The sequence below is a fragment of the Streptomyces sp. NPDC052701 genome, from assembly GCF_040678355.1.
GTDB lineage: Bacteria > Actinomycetota > Actinomycetes > Streptomycetales > Streptomycetaceae > Streptomyces.
The window spans coordinates 335,837-356,114 of record NZ_JBFATO010000004.1 but is presented as its reverse complement, the minus strand read 5'-3'; the positions used below and the strand labels follow the sequence as shown (position 1 = coordinate 356,114).

Below are 20,278 nucleotides of genomic sequence, written 5' to 3'. Positions count from 1 at the left end.
CTGATCGACGCGCACCTGAGCACTGCTGTCGATCTCATCGCACAGGACCGGTACACCGCGGCTGTCGGCCGCCGTCGCGGCCGCGGGGCGCCCTGCCGCGGGGCGGGCGCAGGAGGGCGGCGGCGGGGCTCGGCGCCGGGCGGAGCGAAGGGCGCGGCACGCGGTCCTGCGCGCGCGGAGCCGGAGCGCCCGGGAAGGGGACGGGGCGGGAGACGCCGCCGGCGGGTCCCCTGCCGGCGAAGCCGCCCGAAGGGACCGGGGAGCACGCCGCCGGAGCCGGGGGAGTCGGGGAAGCCGGTGAAGCCGGCCCTCCTCCCCGGCCGCTCCGGCGCGGGGCACCCGCGACGCGCCGGAGCCCGGAAGGGCGCCCCGCGACGGGGGTCCCTCCCGGGCACCGTGGGCCGTACCGCTAGGTCGTGGTGTCGACGAGGCGGCCGGCGGTCCCGGCCGCGGAGCCGGTCTCGGCCGCGGAGCCGGTCTCGGCCGGCCCGGCGGACCCGGCCGGCCCGGTGCCGGCCGCCTCCGGCACCTTCAGGAACCGCGTCGCCCACACCGCCGGCAGCGCCACGGCCAGCGCGACCGCGGCGACCAGCGGCACGGCGTCCGCGCCCCGGGAGGACAGCGCCCAGCCTCCCAGCGCGGCCCCCAGGGCGATCCCGGCGTTGGCCGCCGACGCGCCGAGCGTGGCCGCGAGGTCCCTGCCCTCACCGGCCAGGGAGATCACCCGCAGCTGGAGGGACGGCGTGACGCCGAAGCCCACCAGCCCCCACACGCCCAGCAGGATCCCGGCCGCGACGGGGTGGGACCCGAACGCGTACAGCGCGCCCAGCGTGGCGATCAGCACGAGGTTGCCGGCCAGCAGCGTGCCCGACGCGTCCCGGTCCGCGAAGCGCCCGCCGCCGAACGTGCCGACGGCACTGGACACCCCGAAGATCAGCAGGAAGGCGCTGACGGCACCGGCGGGGATGCCGGTGACGTCCTCCACGTACGGGGTCAGGTACGTGAAGGCGACGAACTGCGAGCCCATCAGCAGCAGATAGGTCGCCAGCATGGCCAGCACGCGCGGCGCGAAGGCGTGCCGTGCCTGGGCGCGCAGGTCGGCGCCGCTCGAGGTGTCCACGGCGGGCACGGTGAGCAGCACGGCGAGCAGCGCGAGCGCACCGAGGACGACGACGCCGAGGAACGTCGCCTGCCAGCCGAGGTTCTGCCCGATCACGGTGCCGACGGGCACCCCGAGCACCGTGGCCACGGAGATGCCGCCGAACACCAGGCCCACGGCCTGGCCGCGGTGGTCCGGCGCGACCAGCCCGGTGGCCACGGTCGTCGCGGCCCCCACGAACAGGCCGTGCAGGGCACCGCACAGCACGCGCGCCGCGAACAGCATCCCGAAGACACCGCCGACGACGGCGACGGCGTTGCCGGCCACGAACACCGCGAGGGTGAGCCACAGCAGGGTGCGCCGGGGCAGCCGCATGGTCAGCGCGGTCAGCAGCGGACCGCCCACGGCGATGCCCAGCGCGTAGGCGGTGACGAGGAGTCCCGCGGTGCCCGCGGAGACGTCCAGGTCGTCGGCGATGAGGTTCAGCACGCCGACGACGACGAGTTCCGCGGTCCCGATGACGAAGGCGCCGAGACCGAGCGTGGCCAGCGCCAGGCGGTTGCCGCGCGGGCCGCCGCCGGGCGGAGCGGGGTCACTCATGGTCGGCCTCCTTCGCCGGGGGACGGCGGACGGGCCCGGTGCCGCGCGCGCGGCGGGCGGGCATCAGGCGTACTCCAGGTCGAGCCGGCCGATGAGCCCGTCCCGCTCGGTGAACTCGTACCGGGCGCGGAAGCCGTCGCCGCTCTCCCCGCGGTGCGCGAACCGCAGCAGCAGGGTGGTCCCGTCGCGCTTGGGGGTGTCGTCGAGGACGGTCAGCCGGCCGCCGATGACCTCGGCGGCGGCCCACTCCCGGATCGCGTCGCGGCCCTGGAAGGTCCGCCCGGGCTCGTTGAGCACGGCGTCCTCGTGGAAGGCGGCCGCCAGCGCGGCGACGTCCTCGTCGGCGACGGCGTCCACGTAGCGCTGGGCCACGGGGTTGTTCGCGGGCTTCCCGGACCTGGACGAACCCCCGGCCTGCCGGCCGGTGTCGCCGGAGGTGCCGGAAGTTTCGGAGGTGTCGGAGGCGCCGGACGGAGCGGCGGAGACCCGCACTTCCTCGTTGCCGGACGACTCCTCGTCCGTGCCGGAGGAGCAGGCCGTCAGCAGCGCGGCCGTCAACGCCAGTGGAACGATGATGCGGTGGCGCATTGTCTTCTCCCGTAGATGTGGAGAAACGCGGACATGTGTCGTCGGCGCCCTCAGACCTTGTAGCGCTGCTTGACGTCGTCGGCGAATCCCAGGTAGTCGCGGAGCGGCCAGACCTCCTCGAACTCCAGGTACTCGCGCATGGGCAGGCGGCCGAGCGCGGTGCGGTCGAGTTCCTCGGCGTCGGGCGAGTCGATGATGGCGATGACGCGCTTTTGGGCGGCGACCTTCCAGATGCCCACGCAGAAACCCGACTCGACCGTCTCCTGGGCGTGTTCGGCCTCTTCCTGCTCGAGCTCCCACAGCTCGTCGAGCGAAATACGCCCCTCGTGGTTCCACTTCATCTGCACGTAGAACAGCATGTCGACTCCCTCAGTGCCGGTGATCGCTGGGGCTGTGCCGGTTTTCCGCACCGGAATTCCCGGACCGGAAATCGGTGCGGGGCTTCTGCAGCAGGATGGAAGAGCGGCCGGGCGGCCGCCAGGAAACGGCCCGTCACTATCTGACCTCGGCTACCGGCCGGGGTGCTCCCGGCAGATGTCCCCGGTCCGCACGGTCCAGCGGTGGTCGCTGAACAGGGCGCTGACGATGACCACCCCGAGCAGGGCCACCTCGGCCACGGCCGCGAGGAGGTGACCGACCGGGATGGCCAGCACCGCCAGGCACGCCGCGATGTAGTGGAAGCGCTGCGGGCCGATCCTGAGGATTCCGTGGAACCAGGCGATGCCGGCCAGGTACAGGGAGACTCCGCCGGCCAGTGCGAGGGCCGGGGTCAGGGCCAGTTCCGCGAAGGGCTCGGATATCGTCTTCTTGATCGCCGCGGCGATCAGGATCAGCCCGAGCAGCATGGGGATGTGGGCGTAGAAGAACGCGGTGAGCGCCAGCCGGGAACGCTCGGCGGGATCCTTGCGGTCCAGGGCCCACTCGGCCCGCCTGGCCTTCTCCGACTCGTCGAAGTAGACCCACCACAGGCAGGCGGGGATCACGAAGATGAGCACGGCGGTGGTGACCACGGAGAGCCCCGCGTGTCCGCCGTTGGTGCCGACGCCGAGCGCGAGGAACGAGTCCCCGAGGGCGATGATCATGAGGAGCCCGTGCCGTTCCACGAAGTGCCCGGGTTTCAGGGAGAACCCGGACACGCCGTTGAGGTAGGGAGCGGCGATCTCCAGGGCGACCGCGCTCGCCCAGCACAGGTACATGACCGGCCCGTCCAGCAGCCCGGCCCCGATGACCAGCAGCGCCGCGGCGACGTGGAAGGGCGCTATGCGCAGCATGTTCCGGGCGGCCCGGGGGCCGCCGAACGCGAACAGCAGCGCGTGCACGCTGACGATCACCAGGTAACCGGCGCCGAAGGCGACGCCGTCGCCGTCGAACGCGTTCGGCGTGGTCAGGCCCAGCACCAGGAACGCGGCCATGCCGAGCAGCAGGAGCAGCCGGTGCCTCTTGCGGTGCGGCGGCAGGTGGTTGGTGAGCCAGGCGTATCCGCCGTACATCCACCACAGCAGCCAGAAGATCAGGAACACCTGCAGCACGCCGCGAGCGGACATGTCCTGGCTCAGCAGCCGGGCGAGCTGGGTGAAGTTGAAGACGAAGGCGAGGTCGAAGAAGAGCTCGAGCGTGGTCACCCGGGCGTCGTTCTCATTGGCCGAAACGTCTTCCGGAACGTCTACCGTACGCACATTCGGCGGGACATGAGACATGGCCGCAAAGGTAATGGCACGCCTCGGCGCCACCGCAAAGGAATCTTCTGGACATTCTGAGGTCGAAAGGCGCCAAAGAAATGCCGGAAGTCCCCGGGGAGGCGCCGGGCGGGCGCGGGGAAAGCGTCACAGGGTGTCGCGGAAGTGCCGGCCGGCCTCCTCCACGGCGATGCTCACCTGCGGTTCCCGGTCGTAGAAGTCGAACTGCGTGCCCGTCGTCCAGTGGATCCGGGCGGGACCGGCGAGCGACTCGTGGAAGCGGCGGGCCCCGTCCGGGATCGCCGCGTCCGGGCTGTGCACCAGCAGGGTCGGCCGGTCCAGCCGCGGGGCGAGCGCGAGGGCGTCGAAGGTGAGCCACTCGGCCCACGACATGACGGCGAACCGGTTGGGCCAGGCCGGGATGCCGCCCCGCTCGGGGCTGAGGTAGAAGTCGATCTCGTACGGCAGCGCGGCGCGCGGGTCCCGGGCGCTGACCATCGGCACGTACTCGACCTCGCCGGTCGCCTCGTACGCCGCCCGCGCCGCCCGTCCGGCCGCGACGCGCCGCGCCACCTCGGCCTCGCCGCCGTAGGCGTCACGGCAGACGCGCGCGTCGTGCAGCCACGGCGCCACCAGGGCCAGGGAGCGCACCCGGGGATCGTCCACGGCGTTCGCGGACACGTACATGGCGCCCGCGCAGATGCCCAGCGCGCCGATCCGGCCGACGTCGACGCGGGGGTGCCCGGCCAGGAACGTCACCGCGTGGCGGAGGTCGTCGGTCTTCTGCGCGGGCGACTCGTAGTCGCGCGGTTCGCCCCCGGACTCCCCGAACCCGGTGAAGTCGAAGGAGAGGGCCGCGTAGCCGAGCCGGGCCAGGCGTTCGGCGTACCGGTCGGCCATCTGTTCCTTGACGCTGGTCCAGGTGCCGGCGACCACGACGGCCGGCAGGCGCGAGGGCCCGGTGCCGGGGGTGTCGGCGGGCAGGAAGAGGGTGCCGGTGAGCTTGGCCCGGTCGCCGGGGAAGACGACGGTCTCGCGCTGGGTCATGGGGGTCCTCTCGGTGTGTGGGGGGCCGGCGGGCCGGGACCCGTCACCCCGGGCGGGTGTCATCGCCGCGCTGCCGATCCGCCGCCCGGCCGCGCCGGACGGAAGCCGTACCGTCCGCCGGGCGCCCGCGGCGGGACGCCGTGCCCGGCGGACGGGCGGCGGGCCGCGCGGAACGCGGCGCTCACCACCGCCGTGCGGCTCCCGCCGTCCACGGCGGGCGGGGCGCCGCCGGTCTCGTGCCGGACCGAGGGGACCGAGGAGGCCGGGGAGCCGCCGGGCGGTGCGGACCGGGCGGCCGCGAGGGCCGGCCGGCCGACGGCGGCGGGCGCGCCGCCGGCCCGGCCGGTGCGGCCGAGGTGCGCCTCGCCGGCGGTCACCCCGTGCGACGCATCCCCCGTACGCCGTTCGGCGCACCGGGCCGTGCGCGCGCGGGCCTCGATGACGTCGCGTCGGTGTGCGGCGGAGTTCATTGCCAGGACGTTCGCGTCTCGCGGCGGCACGGTCAACGAACGCCCGCGGACTTCCTGTGGTCGCCGCCCGCGGCCCGGCACCGCCCCCCGGAACAAGCGGAATTGCGCATACCATGCGGAATACGCCGCGTCACATACGAAAGTCGGCCTTCCCGACGGGACGTCGTCGGCCATGGTCCGCCCCGCTCCGCACGCCGATTCACCTGGTCGATCGGGTACGGGCGGCTCCTCCGGGGAGATTTTCGGCCCCGGACGCCATCACGGTTCGGCCATAAGGTCCGCTCACGCCGACGGCGCCTTTCCGCGGCACCGTCCCGAGCCGTCCCGAAACCGCGGGACTCTTCGAAAGGGGACACCCATGCGCCTTTCCCGTACCCGTCACCGCCTGGCCGCCCTCGGCCTGGCCCTCGCCGGGCTCTGCGGCCTGCAGGCCACCGTGCCCGCCGCCGCCGACGGCGGTCTGCAGGTGACCGGCGCGATCGCCCTGCCCGACGACGACGCCTACCCCGAGGGCATGGTGCTGGACCCGAAGACGGGCAGCCTCTACGTCACGTCCTTCGGCACCGGGGCCGTGTACCGGACCGCCCCCGGCGCGGCCAAGGCCGAGGTCTTCCTGCCCGCCGGATCGGACGGCCGGGACCACGCGATGGGCACCGACATCGACAGACGGGGCCGGCTCTGGGTCAACGACAAGGCGGGCGTGACCCTGTACGAGACGGCGACCGGCAAGCGCCTGGCCCGCTTCGCCACCCCGGCCCCCGCCGGCTCCGTCCTCAACGACCTGGACTTCGCCCCGGACGGCACCGCCTACCTGACCGACTCGACCCTCAAGGTCGTCTACCGGCTGACGGAGACCCAGGTGTCCGAGGCGGTCGCGGCGGGCGGCACCGCCCGCACCCTCCCCGTCGGATTCGACCTCACCGGCGTGGTCACCCCGCAGCCCGAGGGCACGCTCACGCTCAACGGCATCGAGGCGGACCCCACCGGGAGCCACCTGCTCGTCGTCGACTCGGCCACCGGCGACCTGTTCCGCATCGGCCTGGCCTCGAAGGCCGTGACCAAGGTGAAGGTGAGCGGCGCCGGCCTGGTCGCCGGCGACGGGCTGCTGCTGGAGAAGAACAAACTGTGGGTCGCGCACTTCGGCACCGACCGGATCAGCCGCGTGGCGATCTCCGCCGACGGCACCACCGCGGTGGTCGAGCAGCAGCTCGGCGATCCCGCGCTGCAGCACCCGACCACGCTGATCCGCAAGGACGGCTCCCTGCACGTGGTGCGCTCCCAGTACGGCTTCGCCACGCTGGACCTGCCGTTCACCGTCGGCAGGCTGTCCGGCATCTGAGCCGTACCGGCGAGCGGGAGCCGGGTGGTGCCGCGAGACCGCGCCCGCCGCCCGGCTCCCGCTCGCGCGTCACCGCTCCAGCACCCGCCGGTAGACGGCGTGCACCTGCCGCGCCACCTCGTCCCACCCGAACAGCTTCTCGGCCCGGATCCGGCCCGCCGCGCCCATGGCCCGGGCGAGCCCGGGATCGGCGATCAGCCGGTTGACGGCCGAGGCCAGGTCGGAGGCGAACCGCTTCGGGTCGAGCGGAGTCCCCGTGCCGTCCCGCTCCTGCTCCACGGGCACGAGCAGACCGGTCTCGCCGTCCACGACGACCTCGGGGATGCCGCCGGTGGCCGTCGCCACCACGGCCGTGCCGCAGGCCATCGCCTCCAGGTTGACGATCCCCATCGGCTCGTACAGCGAGGGGCAGACGAACACGCTCGCGTGGGTGAGCAGTTGGCGCAGGGAGAGCTGGTCGAGCATGCCGTCGATGCGGATCACCCCGCCGCGCGAGCGGCGGAGCGCGTCGACCAGCGCGTCCGTCTCCTGGGCGATCCCCTCGGTGTCCGGTCGGCCGCAGCACAGCACCAGCTGCGCCCCGGGGTCCATCTCGAAGGCGGCCCGCAGCAGATGGGGCAGCCCTTTCTGCCGGGCGACCCGGCCCACGAACACCACGAGGGGACGCGCGGGGTCGATCCCGTACCGGCGCAGTGCCCCGGTGCCGTGCTCGGGCCGGTGCACGGCGGTGTCGATGCCGTTGTGCACGACGTGGACGCGGTCGGGGTCGATGTCGGGGTGGACGCGCAGGACGTCCTCGCGCATCGCGCGCGACACCGCGATCACCGCGTCGGCGTGCCGCAGCGCGGTGCGCTCCACCAGGGAGGACAGCGCGTAGCCGGCGCCCAGTTGTTCGGCCTTCCACGGGCGCAGCGGCTCCAGGCTGTGCGTGGTGACCACATGGGGGATGCCGTAGAGGGTGCGGGCCAGGTGTCCGGCCCCGTTGGCGTACCAGGTGTGGCTGTGCACCAGTTCGGCGCCGGCGCAGCCCGCCGCCATCTCCACGTTCGCGCCGAGGGTGCGCAGCGCGCTGTTGGCGTCCTCACCGAGCCGGGGCTCGCGGTAGGCGGTCACGCCCTCCTCGTCCCGGGGCGCGCCGAAGCAGTGCACCCGCAGGTCCACCAACGGCCTCAGCGCCCTGGCGAGTTCGGCGACGTGGACTCCGGCGCCGCCGTACGTCTCCGGCGGGTACTCCTTGGTGAGCAGATCGACACGTGTCTTCATCCGTTTTCCTGAGGTCGGCGGTCCTGGGCGGGGCCGTCAGGGCAGCCGCGGCCCGCGCCGGAACACACGGTCAGCCGGCGGCGGAACGGTCGCGAGATGCCTGAACTGGCCTTTCCGGGAGCCCGCGGCCGTATGACGACGGGGGACTCGGACACGGACCGCGGGCCCCCTCGGGCGCACGGTAACCACATGCGCCCACCCGGCCGGCGGCCCGCGCCGCCGGCGCCGGCCCGCCACCGGCGGCCTCGCGCGGGCCGGAGGAGGGGGCGGCGGCGAGCCGCCCGGGCTTCCCGCGGAGCGCCGGCGCGCCCCGCACCCGCCCGCCGCACCCGCCCGTCGCACCGGGGCGCCGCACCCGCCCGCCGCACCCGGGCGGCGCATCGCCCGGCAAGGCGCTCGGTCCCGGCGGGCCGCACATCGGGCCGGACACGAAAATGACCAGCGTTTCCGCTGGTCAGAGGATGTTCGCACCCCCGGCAGGACTCGAACCTTCGGCCAAGCGCTTGGAAGGTGCTTGGCGGGTGGTGTGCCAGCCCATCGCCGACCTGCTGCTCACCGCGCCGCGCGCGGGGCGGCGGCAGGCTGTGACGGGACGGGAGCCGAAGTGGCGTCCTGCTCCGTGACAGCCGTCGAGGGTGGCTTCTCCGCCACCGGGCCCGCACGAGGGTCAGGTGCCTGGCGTCTTGAGCAGCTCGTTCACCAGCCGCCGGGCGTAGGGGAGGTCCAGGGCGCCGGGGCGGAAGAGGATGCGGTACATCACCGGTGCCACGACCCGGTCGATCACCGTCTCCACGTCGGGCGCGGCCTGGCCCCGGTCGGCAGCCCGGGACAGGATGATGCCGATCTGCCCGGCGGCGTACGCCGAGCACTGACCTGCGTTGCTGCCGTCCGGGTCACCCAGCAGGGCGTCACGGATGTAGGCGCGGCCGGCGGGGGAGGACATTTCTTCCAGAAACTCCTCCGCCCACGCCATCAGGTCCGCAGCGAGGTCCCCGTGATCCTCCGGATCGCCCTCCGGGCGCAGCCGCTCCACGGCCACGTCCGACAGCAGTTCTTGAAGATCTCCCCAGCGGCGGTAGACGGTCGACGGGGTGACCTCGGCCCGCGCGGCGATCATCGGCACGGTCAGGGCGTCGCGCCCCACCTCGGCGGTCAACTCCCGCACGGCCTGGTGCACCGACTGCTGGACCCGGGCGCTGCGCCCCCCGGGACGCACCATCGGCTTACGGCTCATAATGCTCACCTTAAGGCAAAGCCATTGCTTCTAGGGCCTGTCGTCGAACTCCCGCCTGCCCCGCGACGCCCTGCACGCCCTCTCGCCGCACCGGGCGCGGACCCGAGTACATATCCAGTACGAGGGCCGGCGCCCGGCACGCCGGGAGCACGCACCCGACGCCGCGGGGCCCGCCCTCCGGGCGGACGACGGAAGTTTGACGACAGGCCCCAGCGGCCGGTGAACTCAGCAGCATTAATGCTGATATTTCGCCTTGACCTCCCGTGAGGGGAATCGCCATGCCGGGGACCCGCTGGAACCACCTGACCGCTCCCAGCCGGGAGTCCTCGTCGAGCAGGAGGCGGTCGTCCTGCTGGCGGTGAGCTCCGCCGGGCAGCGGTGTACCGCTCCGTTCCCTTCGATGCCGTGGCACCCGACGGCACTGCGGGCGACGCCCGTCCCGCCGCCGCGGAGAAGGGCGAGCGGATTCTCGAGGGATGCGCCCGAGCGCTCGCGGAACTGCTCCGAGCGGGAGTGCGGGATGCCTGGGCGCACCCGCGAACGGCGACAGCCGGAGACCGAGCCGTCACGGGCTCGGCCTCCGGCTGTTCCGTCCGGGGGAGGAGGTCAGGCGGCCAAGGGCTCCAGCGCCTGTCCCGGCTGCGCCAGTTCGTAGGCGTGCCCCACCCGCAGGAGAAGGTCCTCGGCAAGCGGACGCCCGAGCAGTTGCATCGCGATCGGCAGCCCCGCCCGGTCCCGGCCCACCGGTACCGCAAGCGAGGGCACCCCGGTGATGTTGGCCGGTGCGGACAGCCGTACGTAGGCGTCCGAGACGCTCTCGGTGGTGCCGTCGGTCCAGGTCACGCTCTCCTGGTGGGCCGGCACGGCGGTCATCGGCACCGCGGGTGCGGCAATGACGTCGACCTGCCGCAGCATCGCCGCCCATTCCCGGCGCATCAGGGTGCGCGCCCGCTGCGCGCGCAGGTAGTCCCCGGCCGACATCAGCTCACCCGCCTCCAGGAGGATCCGGACGTCCTCGCGGTACAGGTCGGGCACCGCGCGCAGGGTGCGCTCGTGGTAAGCGGTGGCCTCCGGCACCATGAGGCCCCACTGGGTGGCCTGGATGTACCGGGTCATCGGTATCTCGATCCCGACCGGCCGCGCGCCCAGTTCCTCCAGGCGTTCGATGGCACGGCGTACCGCGGTCTCCACCTCCGGTTCGACGTGCTCGAAGTAGTAGTTGCCGGGAATGCCGATCCGCAGCCCCGTCAGGTCCTCTTGTGACACCGGCCGGTACCCGGACGGGGCGCCCCCGGAGAGACTGGCCGGGTCGCGCGGGTCATGGCCGACGAGAGCGCCGAGGACCAGGGCGACGTCCTCGACGGTGCGGGCGATCGGACCGACGTGGTCCAGCGACCAGGCAAGCGAGGTCACCCCGTGCCGGGGCACGAGACCGTACGTCGGCTTCAGGCCGACGACGCCGTTCAGCGCGGCGGGCACCCGGATCGAGCCGCCGGTGTCGGTGCCCAGCGCGAAGGTCGCGGCACCGGCCGCCACCGCGACGGCGGAGCCGCCGCTGGAGCCGCCGGCGACGCGGGTGGGGTCCCAGGCGTTCTGCGTCTGGGGCGTGGTCAGGCCGTAGGCGAACTCGTGGGTGTGGGTTTTGCCGACGAGCACCGCTCCTGCTTCGGACAGCCGGGCCGCGACGGTGCTGTCACTCTCCGCGCGATGACCGGCTCGGACCCGGGAACTGGCGGTGGTGGCCGTTCCTGCGACATCGATGAGATCCTTCAGCCCCATCGGAATGCCGTGCAGCGGCCCGCTGACCCGCCCCTCGACGACGGCCCGTTCGGCCTCACGGGCCGACCGGCGTGCCGTGTCGGCGGTCACCGTCACGTAGGCGGACAGGCGCGGCTCCACCTGCTCGGCGCGCGCCAGGACCGAGTCGACCAGCTCGACCGGGGACAGCCGACGCTGCCGGATCGCCTCGGCGGCGGCGGCGAGGGTCATCTCATACGGCTGCATCGAACTGCCCCTCCTCGGTGTGGTGGACGCGGTAGGCGCCGGCGGGAGGCGTGTCGCCGAAGTCCAGCTCCCGCAGTACCGACACCACGGAGTGGATGTACTGGGCGGTGGCCGCCACGGGGGCGTGCCGATCGACGGGCAGGGGCAGCCCGCAGCGGCCGGCCCAGCGGGCCGCTTCCTGCGGTGTGAGATCCGGTGCGGACACGTCGGCTCCTAAAAGCTAAGAGTTTGCTTTAGGGGACGGTAGGGCTTACTGTGCCTTAAAGCAAACGGATAGCTTTTAGTTCTCCGATGACCTCGGCGGAAGACAAAGAGGAGCCCCATGCCCAGCGCCTCGCCGGGCGCCCCCGCACCTGCCACCACCCCCCTCGCCCGGGTGTCCTTCGTCCTGCACGCATCCGTCCTGGCAACACTCCTGGCCGCGTCGAGCGCCCCGACCCCGCTGTATCCGCACTACCAGGACCAGTGGGACCTGTCCCCGCTTGCCGTCACCGCCGTCTTCGGCGCCTACGCCCTCGCGCTGCTCCTCGCCCTGCTCACCACCGGCGCCCTCTCCGACCACCTCGGGCGGCGCCCGGTGCTGGTGGGCGCGCTGACCGCCGAGTCCTTCGCCATGCTGCTCCTCGCCGCGGCGGACGATTCCGGCGACCTGATCGCCGCCCGAACCTTGCAGGGTGTGGCCACCGCCGTCGCGACCAGCGCCGCGGGCGCCGCCCTCCTCGACCTCGCCGACCCCGCCCGCCCGGGCCGCGCCGCGCTCGCCAACAGCATCGCGCCGGCCGCGGGCATGGCGGCCGGGGCATTGTTCTCCACCCTCCTCGTACGGTTCGCATCCGCTCCCCCCGGCACCGTGTACCTCTTGCTGGGCGCACTGTTCACCGCACAGGCCGTCGCCGTCGCCTTCACCGTGGAGACAGCGGGCGGACGCCACGGGGCCTGGCGCTCCCTACGCCCTCGGCTGTCCGTGCCTTCCTCCGCCCGCCGCGCCCTGCTGCGCACCGGCGCGGGCGTGGCAGCCGTCTGGGCGCTTGGCGGCTTCTACTCCTCCCTCGGCCCGGCACTGGCCCGCACCGTGGCCCCGCATGCCGCCGACATGGCTGGCGGCCTGCTCTTCTTCGCGGTGACCACTGCGGCGGCGGCCACCATCTGGGCGCTGCGGCGCCCCCGGCCCCCGGTCACCGTGGTGGCCGGCTGTTGCGCCCTCGTCGGCGCAACGGCCCTCACCCTCCACGGCACACACGGCGGCGGCCTGCCCGCCCTGTTCGGCGGCGCGGTGCTGGCAGGGGCGGCCTTCGGTGCCGTGTCGCAGGGCGCGCTGCGGCTGACCCTCACCAGGCTGCCCGAGCGCGACCGTGCCGCCACCCTCACCGCCTACTACGTCCTCAGCTACCTCTCCATGAGTGTGCCGGCGCTCGCGGCCGGTGCCGCCGCCGGCCGCTACGGCCTGCTGGCCACCACCCATGTCTACGCCCTGACGGCCGCCCTGCTCGCCGCGGCGGCCGTGGTGACTCTCACCGTGATCCCGTCCGCGCGGGCCACCGCGCCGCCCCGAGGAGCCGACCGGCCATGACCACCTCCCCGACCCTCCCCTCCTGGACCGTCGGCGGTATCACCGTTCACCGCATCGACGAAACCGCACTGCCCCCCGCCACCGGCCCCTGGCTGCTGCCCGAGGCCACCCCGGACATCATCGCCAACGAGGACTGGCTCCGCCCCGACTTCGCGGACGCCGAGGGTGTCGTACGCGTCGACAGCCACAGCTTTGCCCTGGAAGCGGGCGGGCTGCGCGTCCTGGTCGATACCGGCATCGGCAACGGCAAGCCGCGCGCCAACCCGGCCTGGAACGGCCTCGCCACCGACTACCTGGAGCGTCTCACCACCGCCGGGTTCGCCCCGGACTCCGTCGACTTGGTCATCCTCACCCACCTGCACACCGATCACGTCGGCTGGAACACCCACGAGCGGGGCGGCGGCTGGGCCCCCACCTTCCCCAACGCCCGCTATCTCACGGCTCGCGCGGAACGCGAGTTCTGGGCCGGGTACGCCATGGACGAGCCCCGCCGACAGATGTTCCGCGACTCCGTCCAGCCCGTCGAGGACGCCGGGCTGCTCGACCTCGTCGATGTCCCCGACGACGGCGTCGAGGTCGCGCCGGGCCTGCGCCTGCTCCCCACTCCTGGACACACCCCGGGCCACCTCGCAGTCGAGTTGACCAGCGGCTCCGCCAGGGCAGTGATCACCGGGGACTGCGTGCACCACCCCGTGCAGTTCGCCCGTCCCGGCATCGGCAGCTGCGCAGACATCGACCCGGACATGGCCGAGAACACCCGCCGCCGACTGCTCGCTTCCCTGGTCGGCACCGACACCCTGGTCCTCGGCACTCACTTTCCTCCGCCCACCGCCGGCCGGGTCGTGAAGCACGGACGGGCGTACCGGCTCGAACCTGTCCCGCCCACCGCTGCTTCCCACGGCTGAACCGGCGTCGCCGTCGTCTCGTTGCAGCACCGTGGCCACTGACAGCGTGGCTGAACAGCGGGATCCCGCCCGCCGAGGTGGCTGCGTAGGGGAAGAGGGTTTTCGGCGTCCGGTACGTCCCAGCAGCATGAAGCGGCCCGGGGCCCCACCGTGGGGGCCCGGGCCGCTTGGTTTGTCAGGCGGTTCTGCGGCGTGGCTGGAGGGGTGAGAACCGGGGGACACATGGGGGACAACTGGTCCCTCCTGCGACGCGGAAGGCTCTCCGACGTCGCCTTCAGTACCCCCGAACACCTCGACCGGCGCATCCGGCGCGGCTTACGCCTCATCCAGTACCGCAGTCACCTCATGGACGGCTGCCTCGCCGGGACCGGCCTGACCATCGGACCCGCCTGATCAGCGGCACGACACCACGAGTTCAACCTCCAGCAGACGAGTTCGAGAGGCCGATGGAGAAGCAGCCGACCGAGGTCGTGCCGCCCGAGGGGCCCCTCAGGCCGCCATCAGCGCCGCCAGGGCGCGGTCCATTGCGGCGTTGAACTCTTCCGGCGTCAGCGGCAGACGGGACTTGACGTCCCGGCTCCACTGGTCGGCCAGGACCTCGGCGGAGCCCGCCTCGACACCGTCGAGTGCCGCGTCGGCCAGGTCCGACGGCGCGATCTTGTCCACGGGCCAGCCCGCGGCCATGTCGGTGTCGGCCAGGCCGAGGTGTACCGCTGTGACGAGCGTGCCCTGCTCGGCGAGCTCCAGGCGGACGCCGTTGGTCATGGCCCAGGCGGCGGCCTTGGTCAGGTGGTAGGCATTGGCGCCCTTGCTCCCGAACCACGACATGGCGGAGAGGACGTTGACGATCGCGCCCCCGCCGTTCCTGGCGAGCGCCGGCGCGAACTCCCGGATCATTCCGAGGTGGCCGAACATGTTGGTCTCCAGCTCGTGCCGCACCGCGTCCAGCGAGCCGGTCACCAGGTCGGTCCCCGTACTGATTCCCGCGTTGTTGATGAGCAGCGAGACGTCCGGGGCGGCCTCGGCGGCGGCCTTCACGGATGCGGGATCGGTGATGTCGAGGGGCAGCACCTCGACCCCGGGCAGGTCCACGGTCTCCGGTCGGCGGGCCGTCGCGTAGACCTTGCGGGCGCCCCGTTCGAGCAGGCGCTGGGCGAAGGCGCGGCCCAGGCCGCGGTTGGCTCCGGTGACAAGGGCGACGGAGTTGTTGATGTCCATGGCCGGTACGCTAAAACCTGACGCTAACGTCAGAGGCAAGCGCTGGTCTCAGGGCCAGGGGTGAGGGGAATCACCATGACTGTCACGGCGGCCCCAGCGGAGCGGTTGATCCGCATCGGCGAGGTGGCACGGGGTGCCGGCGTCTCGGTGCGCGCCGTGCGCTACTACGAGCAGCAGGGGCTGCTCGTCGCGGAGCGCAGCCCGTCCGGCCAGCGCCTGTACCGGCAGGACGCCATCACCCTGGTCCGCTTCTTCCAGCAGATGTTCGCCGCCGGCCTGACCAGCCGAAGGATCACCGAACTCCTTCCGTGCTGGGACTCCGGACACACCGACGCCGGGCAACGGGCCATGCTGCGCGCCGAGCGCGAGCGCATCGCGGCAAAGATCGACGACCTGCAGGCCGCCCTGGACCGCCTCGACGAGGTCATCGCGATCACGGACACGCACCCGTAGACGCGGTCGGCCGGACGTCTCATCAGCGATCTGACCTCGCTGTCTTGGTCGGGGCGATGAGGAGTCGTGGAGGGGAAACCGTTGTCGGGCGGCCGACGCGATTTCCGGTGTCCGGGCAGGGCGCAGACCAGCGCGGTGGTCCGGTTCTCCAGGGTCTTTCCGGTCGTAGGCCGTCAGGGTTCGCCGGCCAGCCGGCAGGACGGTGTGGTAAGGCCGTGCGATGGAAGGCCTCGACCCCTGGTGTCGGACACACGAGACACCGGATCCTGAGGATCCGAGAACGGACACCTCGTGGTCATGAAGAACCGTCCGCCGCAGTTCAAGGCGGACGCGGTCGCGCTGTGGCAGTCGCGGCCCGGGGCAACGATCAGGTCGGTTGCCGCCGATCCGGGGATTAGGAACTGCTGACGTGCGGCGGTCAGCCCGCCCCCTTGTGGATACCGCGTGCCTCCGGTGACACCGCGGCCGACGGCCGGCCGTCAGCCCTCACGACACCACGAGTTCGACCTCAGTAGCCGTGGAGATCCCGTTTTTGACCGGTGCCAGCCGGACTCCGGCATCTGCCGAGTTGTCGGCGCACGCGCCGGTCGGATCCCATGCAAACGTTGTCTGAGCTGCGAAAGCGTGGGCCGACCGGCGGTGAGCCGGGAGCGCCCCCGGCAGGACTCGAACCTGCGGCCAAGCGCTTAGAAGGCGCTAGGCCTATTGGTGCTGACCTGGCTCTGACCTGTGCTCAGTCTTCCTTCAAGCTCCTGGTCGCGCTGCCTTCGACACGCATTCGACAGGTGGCGGTCAAACCCCAGAGAGGCGCCGGATCGGGGCCTCAAGATCAAAAAATGCCTCGTATAAGAGGCTGACTTCCCTCTCTGCAGCGGGCACCGTGGCAGTTGTGAGGCTGGTTGTCAGTACCACGGTTGGTACTGACTCTCGGGCTGTCCTGGACCGCGCTGGTGCTCATGCCGTTGGTGAGACCGAATGCGCAAATGCGTCCACTTGGGCACTGGCACCAACTCTCGTGCGGGAAATCCTGTCGGAGTCAAGGAGGGGCGGAGGTGCGATGGATAGTCACTGGGACCGCAACGGCACAGGACGGTCACCGATTGATCGGGATCTCGTAGACGATCTCGCAGTGGGCGGCAGGCACTACGATGTCCGCCGTCTCCACGGGCCGCCCCTGGTCGCTGTAGTACGTCCGGCGGATGTGCGTGACGAGCGCGGACTTCTGGATGCCCAGCAGTGACGCCTCCTCGGCTGTCGCCTGCCTCGGCTCTGGCTGCTCCACGGCGTGGCTGACGGTGACGCCGATCGCGGCCATGCGGTTCACGACACCCGCCCCGGCGTGCGGCCCTCCCTCGGGGAGGACGACGAGCGTGCCGCCGGTGAGGTCGTACGGTTCCCAACTCGTCGACAGTTGCAGCGGCCTGCCGTCGGCCAGGAACTCGTACGTCGTGCGGACACACAGGTCACCCTCGGCGATGCCGAGCCGCGCCGCGATGTCCGCGGGCGCCGGCACTTTGGCGTCGGTCCGGCTCTCCCAATCCCCTTGCCTGCCCAGGGCCTTCATGTCCGCCCGGAACGGCGACCCCTCGGGCCTCTCACGCGCGGACGACCGGACCATGCGCACGCGCTGCCTGGGCTCGGCGACGTACGTGCCCGAGCCGGCGCGGCCCTCCAGCACGCCCTGGGAGATCAGCAACTCCTGAGCCCGCCGGACCACGTTCTCGCCGACCCCATACTCCTGGCCGATCTGGGCGCGGGACGGCAGGCGGTCCCCCGGCTCCCATGCGTGCTCCGCGATCCGCCGCCGGAGTTCGTCGGCGACGCGGAGATAGGGCGGCTGCTCAGGCATATGGAAAATCTAGTCCACTAGCTCTAATCTAGTTAACTAGCTTCACTCAAAGTGATCGCCGGTGACGGAGGCTGCCCTGTGCCCGCTTCGGGAGTTAGCGCGGCGGCCATCGCCGCCCGGCTGTCCGCGGTCGGGCTCTTCACCCGCGTGGAGGAGCACGACCGGTACACGACGGTCGAAGCGGAGGTGCCGGAATCGCTCTCCGCCGACTTATGGCGGGAGGTCCTTGAAGTGGTGGCCGAGGCCGATCGGTTCGGCCTTCTCGCCACCAGCCTGAACGGCCGCACCCTCTGGGCGGTCGTACGCAAAGCGGTCCCCACGACGGGCGATGTCGGGGGACCGGGCCATCAGCGATAGGAGCTGAGCAGCGTGCTCAACCGTATCCGCCGTGCCGCCTCGCTCACCAAAGCGCGGTACTTCCCCAAGGGCAGGCACCGCCGCCCCTTAACGCCCCACCGACCGCTGGCCGTTCCCGCTTCCCCAACGTCCACCGACGCGCCGACGGCCACCCCGGGCCAGACCCTCGGCGGCGCGAACCGCCGGCACTCTCTCCCGGGCGAGGACATCGCGCTCGTCCGCCCGTACGTGCTGGCCTGGGAGAAGCGCGTACGAACGCGTTCACTGGTCGTCGCTCCCCGTCTATCGGTTGAGGCCTGGTCGGCCCTCGTAGGGGTCCACGAATGACCCGTCACCGACAGCCCCACATCACCGACGCCGCGGCCATCCCCTACCGGTTGACCGCATGCAGGATCGGCACGCATCCCACCTGCGCGGAATCCTCCCCGGCCTCGGCGCCGGTCGACCTCCCGGTGGTCTACGAGGCGTGCGACTGCCCCTGCCATTCGATGTCCGACTGGTTCACGTGCGTGGAGGTGAGGCAGTGATGGACAGGCTTTCCAGGAGCGCACTGGCCTCCAACATCGAGGTGACCGCGGCCACGGTGCAGCGCGGCGACGTCATCCAACTCGGCGGCCGGGCCTACCGGGTGCAGGACCTCTTTCAACTCCCTCAAGGCGCCAAGCAACTGCTCTTCGAGTCGGGCGAGCTGCTGACCATACACATGCGTACCCGGCTCGCCGCCGTGCGGATGATGAGAAGGCGGTGACCGGTCCATGTCCCCGCGCCATCACGACATCGCCGACGATCTCCGGCACCAGATCACGACCGGCCGCATCAAGCCCGGCGAATGCCTGCCGTCCGAGGCCGACCGGTACAAGGTCAGCACGGTGACGCTGCGGAACGCCCTCGCGGTCCTCCAGGGCGAAGGCCTCGCCGAAAAGATCTACGGCAAAGGCAACTTCGTCCGTCGCCCGCTCCGCAAGATCGTGTACGTCGGCGGATGGGGGCGCTGGACCCGTGGACGGCCGCTGAAGCGGCCCTGCGCGTCACCGTACGCAGCACCACGGTCCAGGCACACGGGCAGCTGACGACCTTGCTGAAGGTACCGACGGGCAGCCCTCTCGCAGAGTTCGTCTGCATCAGCCACGAGGGGGAGTCACCGCACGGGCTGGCGCGCATCTACATCCCACGCGACCTGACACCGGCCGGGGTGCTCGACGACGAACCGTCGTGCCGTGAGGCGGCCACAAGATTCGCCGTCCTCAGCGTGCCGCCGGCTGCCGTCCGGGAGACGGTCTCTGCCCGCCCACCGACACCGGACGAAGCATCGACCCTCCGGACCAACTCCACTGCGCCCGTCCTCGCGATCACACGCGTTGCGACCGACTCTGCCGGACGAGTCGTCGAGGCCGCGCTCCTGGTGTTCCCGAGGGACCGCGTCGACGCCGTCTTCACCACCGACCACATGACTGATGAGAGGCAGGCCCAAGCATGACGGCACCGAACGAACTGCGACTTCTCCCGTGGGCGGGGCCGGAGGGGAAACCCTGCTACCTGAGCACTGACGACAGGGGCGGCTACATGTCCCGCCTGGCGGACAACATCGAAGCGGCGCAGCTGGGCACGGCAGCCGAGCTGCTGGATCAGGCTTCGGAGATCCTCGACGAGCAGGACGCCGGTCCGGAAGACGTGCGACGGCTGGCGCAGGAACTGAGCAGGGCTCTGCGGGATGTGCTCCGCGTGGCGACCAGTCGGGGCACCTCTTGGCGGTGAGTGGGCCTCATCGTTCCTGAGAGATGGTTGCGTGCAGCGACGGCTGGCAGTGCACTTCTGTTCCAACTCGGCGGGGAGAGGAACCCGGACTGTGATCCGGGTTCCTCTCCCCGTTTGTCATGTCAACCTCGGCCAGCTAACTCCGCGGGCACCGAGAGGGACGGCGTACAGCAACGGCTGGCCAGGTGAGGCCTGCCCACAGACAGTCCATGGTGGGCTGACCACCGCTTTAGGAGTTCGATCACTCCTCAGCTCAGACGGGGAGCCGCCCGGCCACGCTGGTCATGCCAGACCGCCTAGGAGCGCTGACGTTCGGCGCCGTTGATGTCACTCGTGGATGTCAGAACGGTGCAACCGTGTGCGCTCACTGGCACGATGGTCTCGTGGTTGACCTGGCGCGCATCGCAGCGGAGACCGTGGCGTATTACCGAGCACTCGATGAGGCTGCGACCCTGCGGCACCACTTCCGCCACGCTGACGAGGAAGGCGGCCTGTGGTACGTCGAAACCGCACGAGACCGCGGCGAGTTGATCGCCATCAAGCAAGCCGAGCTGACTTCGGCCGGCCAACTTCACCGGTACAGCTGGGAGCACCTGGAAGACGAGCACGGCGGCCTGACAGACCAAGCAATCGATCCTGAAGAGGATCCGCTGGAGACCATCCCGGCCGAAGAGTTCCAGCGGGTATGGACTCGGTGAGCGGGTTGGACAACCACGGTAGGAGAGAGGCGGGGTGGAAAGGCGGGTGACCTGCGGATACCCTGGCCAAACTAGTCGGCACGATGGCGCCTGCCGGTCACCCTTGTTAACCGTGGCTGACCCCCTGTATCTGGCACGACTGTGACACGCGAC

At 71.7% G+C, this 20,278-nt stretch carries 21 protein-coding genes, 1 tRNA gene and 2 pseudogenes; 11 read left to right on the top strand and 13 right to left on the bottom strand.

The genetic code is table 11. The features are described from left to right. Positions 1 to 409: 409 nt before the first annotated feature. From AB0L29_RS08385 to AB0L29_RS08360, 6 genes are all read right to left on the bottom strand, one after another. On the bottom strand, positions 410 to 1,699 hold the full coding sequence (locus AB0L29_RS08385) for an MFS transporter (protein WP_365824658.1): 1,290 nt from the start codon (positions 1,697 to 1,699) through the stop codon (positions 410 to 412). A gap of 63 nt (positions 1,700 to 1,762) precedes the next feature. Then, entirely contained in the window at positions 1,763 to 2,287 is a 525-nt protein-coding gene (locus AB0L29_RS08380) for a nuclear transport factor 2 family protein (RefSeq protein WP_365824656.1), read from the bottom strand. Between the two features lie 50 nt (positions 2,288 to 2,337). Then, positions 2,338 to 2,646 (bottom strand): muconolactone Delta-isomerase family protein, encoded by a 309-nt coding sequence (locus AB0L29_RS08375; RefSeq protein ID WP_365824654.1) that lies wholly within the window; start codon positions 2,644 to 2,646, stop codon positions 2,338 to 2,340. A 150-nt stretch (positions 2,647 to 2,796) separates the two neighbouring features. Next, the gene (locus AB0L29_RS08370) at positions 2,797 to 3,909 is read right to left on the bottom strand and encodes a low temperature requirement protein A (RefSeq protein ID WP_365824652.1); all 1,113 of its coding nucleotides are present in this window, start codon (positions 3,907 to 3,909) and stop codon (positions 2,797 to 2,799) included. 201 nt (positions 3,910 to 4,110) lie between these two features. After that, a complete protein-coding gene (locus AB0L29_RS08365) occupies positions 4,111 to 5,010 on the bottom strand; it encodes an alpha/beta fold hydrolase (protein ID WP_365824650.1) in 900 nt (299 codons plus the stop codon). A 59-nt stretch (positions 5,011 to 5,069) separates the two neighbouring features. Next, on the bottom strand, positions 5,070 to 5,480 hold the full coding sequence (locus tag AB0L29_RS08360) for a hypothetical protein (RefSeq protein WP_365824648.1): 411 nt from the start codon (positions 5,478 to 5,480) through the stop codon (positions 5,070 to 5,072). Between the two features lie 358 nt (positions 5,481 to 5,838). On the opposite strand from AB0L29_RS08360, the gene AB0L29_RS08355 reads away from it, so the two are divergent. Continuing rightward, the gene (locus AB0L29_RS08355; protein ID WP_365824646.1) at positions 5,839 to 6,819 is read left to right on the top strand and encodes an SMP-30/gluconolactonase/LRE family protein; all 981 of its coding nucleotides are present in this window, start codon (positions 5,839 to 5,841) and stop codon (positions 6,817 to 6,819) included. Between the two features lie 69 nt (positions 6,820 to 6,888). Here AB0L29_RS08355 and glgA read toward each other — a convergent pair whose 3' ends face one another. From glgA to AB0L29_RS08335, 4 genes are all read right to left on the bottom strand, one after another. Beyond that, positions 6,889 to 8,082 (bottom strand): glycogen synthase, encoded by a 1,194-nt coding sequence (gene glgA / locus AB0L29_RS08350; RefSeq protein WP_365824644.1) that lies wholly within the window; start codon positions 8,080 to 8,082, stop codon positions 6,889 to 6,891. 667 nt (positions 8,083 to 8,749) lie between these two features. Beyond that, positions 8,750 to 9,316: a TetR/AcrR family transcriptional regulator gene (locus AB0L29_RS08345; protein ID WP_365824642.1), complete on the bottom strand. Its 567-nt coding sequence runs from the start codon at positions 9,314 to 9,316 to the stop codon at positions 8,750 to 8,752. Positions 9,317 to 9,922: 606 nt separating this feature from the next. Further along, positions 9,923 to 11,320: an amidase gene (locus AB0L29_RS08340; RefSeq protein WP_365824640.1), complete on the bottom strand. Its 1,398-nt coding sequence runs from the start codon at positions 11,318 to 11,320 to the stop codon at positions 9,923 to 9,925. Next, entirely contained in the window at positions 11,307 to 11,525 is a 219-nt protein-coding gene (locus AB0L29_RS08335) for a hypothetical protein (RefSeq protein ID WP_365824638.1), read from the bottom strand. The genes AB0L29_RS08340 and AB0L29_RS08335 overlap by 14 nt, the downstream gene beginning before the upstream one ends. 117 nt (positions 11,526 to 11,642) lie before the next feature. Here AB0L29_RS08335 and AB0L29_RS08330 point away from each other — a divergent pair, with 117 nt between their 5' ends. From AB0L29_RS08330 to AB0L29_RS08320, 3 genes and pseudogenes are all read left to right on the top strand, one after another. Further along, positions 11,643 to 12,890, top strand: a complete 1,248-nt coding sequence (locus AB0L29_RS08330) for an MFS transporter (RefSeq protein WP_365824636.1) — start codon at positions 11,643 to 11,645, stop codon at positions 12,888 to 12,890. Further along, a complete protein-coding gene (locus AB0L29_RS08325) occupies positions 12,887 to 13,795 on the top strand; it encodes an MBL fold metallo-hydrolase (RefSeq protein ID WP_365824634.1) in 909 nt (302 codons plus the stop codon). The genes AB0L29_RS08330 and AB0L29_RS08325 overlap by 4 nt, the downstream gene beginning before the upstream one ends. 234 nt (positions 13,796 to 14,029) lie before the next feature. Then, positions 14,030 to 14,188: pseudogene (locus AB0L29_RS08320) on the top strand (IS630 family transposase); the annotation flags it as partial. 96 nt (positions 14,189 to 14,284) lie between these two features. On the opposite strand, the gene AB0L29_RS08315 reads toward AB0L29_RS08320, so the two are convergent. Continuing rightward, on the bottom strand, positions 14,285 to 15,013 hold the full coding sequence (locus tag AB0L29_RS08315) for an SDR family oxidoreductase (protein WP_365824632.1): 729 nt from the start codon (positions 15,011 to 15,013) through the stop codon (positions 14,285 to 14,287). Between the two features lie 75 nt (positions 15,014 to 15,088). On the opposite strand from AB0L29_RS08315, the gene AB0L29_RS08310 reads away from it, so the two are divergent. Continuing rightward, on the top strand, positions 15,089 to 15,466 hold the full coding sequence (locus AB0L29_RS08310) for a MerR family transcriptional regulator (RefSeq protein ID WP_365824630.1): 378 nt from the start codon (positions 15,089 to 15,091) through the stop codon (positions 15,464 to 15,466). Positions 15,467 to 16,117: 651 nt separating this feature from the next. Here the strand turns inward: AB0L29_RS08310 and AB0L29_RS08305 are convergent. Next, positions 16,118 to 16,187, bottom strand: a tRNA-Arg gene (locus AB0L29_RS08305). Positions 16,188 to 16,559: 372 nt separating this feature from the next. Continuing rightward, positions 16,560 to 17,315: a GntR family transcriptional regulator gene (locus AB0L29_RS08300; RefSeq protein ID WP_365824628.1), complete on the bottom strand. Its 756-nt coding sequence runs from the start codon at positions 17,313 to 17,315 to the stop codon at positions 16,560 to 16,562. A 78-nt stretch (positions 17,316 to 17,393) separates the two neighbouring features. Between AB0L29_RS08300 and AB0L29_RS08295 the strand changes: the two genes are divergently transcribed. From AB0L29_RS08295 to AB0L29_RS08270, 6 genes and pseudogenes are all read left to right on the top strand, one after another. Beyond that, positions 17,394 to 17,672 carry a hypothetical protein gene (locus AB0L29_RS08295; protein ID WP_365824682.1) on the top strand — a complete coding sequence of 93 codons (279 nt, stop codon included), beginning with the start codon at positions 17,394 to 17,396 and terminating at the stop codon, positions 17,670 to 17,672. A 323-nt stretch (positions 17,673 to 17,995) separates the two neighbouring features. Further along, positions 17,996 to 18,199 carry a hypothetical protein gene (locus AB0L29_RS08290; protein ID WP_365824626.1) on the top strand — a complete coding sequence of 68 codons (204 nt, stop codon included), beginning with the start codon at positions 17,996 to 17,998 and terminating at the stop codon, positions 18,197 to 18,199. Then, positions 18,199 to 18,420: a hypothetical protein gene (locus tag AB0L29_RS08285; RefSeq protein ID WP_365824624.1), complete on the top strand. Its 222-nt coding sequence runs from the start codon at positions 18,199 to 18,201 to the stop codon at positions 18,418 to 18,420. The genes AB0L29_RS08290 and AB0L29_RS08285 overlap by 1 nt, the downstream gene beginning before the upstream one ends. Positions 18,421 to 18,427: 7 nt before the next feature. After that, a pseudogene (locus AB0L29_RS08280) lies at positions 18,428 to 19,149 on the top strand (GntR family transcriptional regulator). After that, positions 19,146 to 19,427, top strand: a complete 282-nt coding sequence (locus AB0L29_RS08275) for a hypothetical protein (RefSeq protein WP_365824622.1) — start codon at positions 19,146 to 19,148, stop codon at positions 19,425 to 19,427. Before AB0L29_RS08280 ends, AB0L29_RS08275 begins: the two are co-directional and overlap by 4 nt. 383 nt (positions 19,428 to 19,810) lie before the next feature. After that, a complete protein-coding gene (locus tag AB0L29_RS08270; RefSeq protein WP_365824620.1) occupies positions 19,811 to 20,125 on the top strand; it encodes a hypothetical protein in 315 nt (104 codons plus the stop codon). The last annotated feature ends 153 nt before the right edge of the window (positions 20,126 to 20,278 follow it).

What these genes read in the sequence shown, in the direction of transcription:
- AB0L29_RS08385 (WP_365824658.1), bottom strand. Translation starts at nt 1,699, where the DNA reads ATGAGTGACCCCGCTCCGCCCGGCGGCGGCCCGCGCGGCAACCGCCTG.
- AB0L29_RS08380 (WP_365824656.1), bottom strand. Translation starts at nt 2,287, where the DNA reads ATGCGCCACCGCATCATCGTTCCACTGGCGTTGACGGCCGCGCTGCTG.
- AB0L29_RS08375 (WP_365824654.1), bottom strand. Translation starts at nt 2,646, where the DNA reads ATGCTGTTCTACGTGCAGATGAAGTGGAACCACGAGGGGCGTATTTCG.
- AB0L29_RS08365 (WP_365824650.1), bottom strand. Translation starts at nt 5,010, where the DNA reads ATGACCCAGCGCGAGACCGTCGTCTTCCCCGGCGACCGGGCCAAGCTC.
- AB0L29_RS08360 (WP_365824648.1), bottom strand. Translation starts at nt 5,480, where the DNA reads ATGAACTCCGCCGCACACCGACGCGACGTCATCGAGGCCCGCGCGCGC.
- AB0L29_RS08355 (WP_365824646.1), top strand. Translation starts at nt 5,839, where the DNA reads ATGCGCCTTTCCCGTACCCGTCACCGCCTGGCCGCCCTCGGCCTGGCC.
- glgA (WP_365824644.1), bottom strand. Translation starts at nt 8,082, where the DNA reads ATGAAGACACGTGTCGATCTGCTCACCAAGGAGTACCCGCCGGAGACG.
- AB0L29_RS08345 (WP_365824642.1), bottom strand. Translation starts at nt 9,316, where the DNA reads ATGAGCCGTAAGCCGATGGTGCGTCCCGGGGGGCGCAGCGCCCGGGTC.
- AB0L29_RS08340 (WP_365824640.1), bottom strand. Translation starts at nt 11,320, where the DNA reads ATGCAGCCGTATGAGATGACCCTCGCCGCCGCCGCCGAGGCGATCCGG.
- AB0L29_RS08330 (WP_365824636.1), top strand. Translation starts at nt 11,643, where the DNA reads ATGCCCAGCGCCTCGCCGGGCGCCCCCGCACCTGCCACCACCCCCCTC.
- AB0L29_RS08325 (WP_365824634.1), top strand. Translation starts at nt 12,887, where the DNA reads ATGACCACCTCCCCGACCCTCCCCTCCTGGACCGTCGGCGGTATCACC.
- AB0L29_RS08315 (WP_365824632.1), bottom strand. Translation starts at nt 15,013, where the DNA reads ATGGACATCAACAACTCCGTCGCCCTTGTCACCGGAGCCAACCGCGGC.
- AB0L29_RS08310 (WP_365824630.1), top strand. Translation starts at nt 15,089, where the DNA reads ATGACTGTCACGGCGGCCCCAGCGGAGCGGTTGATCCGCATCGGCGAG.
- AB0L29_RS08300 (WP_365824628.1), bottom strand. Translation starts at nt 17,315, where the DNA reads ATGCCTGAGCAGCCGCCCTATCTCCGCGTCGCCGACGAACTCCGGCGG.
- AB0L29_RS08290 (WP_365824626.1), top strand. Translation starts at nt 17,996, where the DNA reads ATGACCCGTCACCGACAGCCCCACATCACCGACGCCGCGGCCATCCCC.
- AB0L29_RS08285 (WP_365824624.1), top strand. Translation starts at nt 18,199, where the DNA reads ATGGACAGGCTTTCCAGGAGCGCACTGGCCTCCAACATCGAGGTGACC.
- AB0L29_RS08275 (WP_365824622.1), top strand. Translation starts at nt 19,146, where the DNA reads ATGACGGCACCGAACGAACTGCGACTTCTCCCGTGGGCGGGGCCGGAG.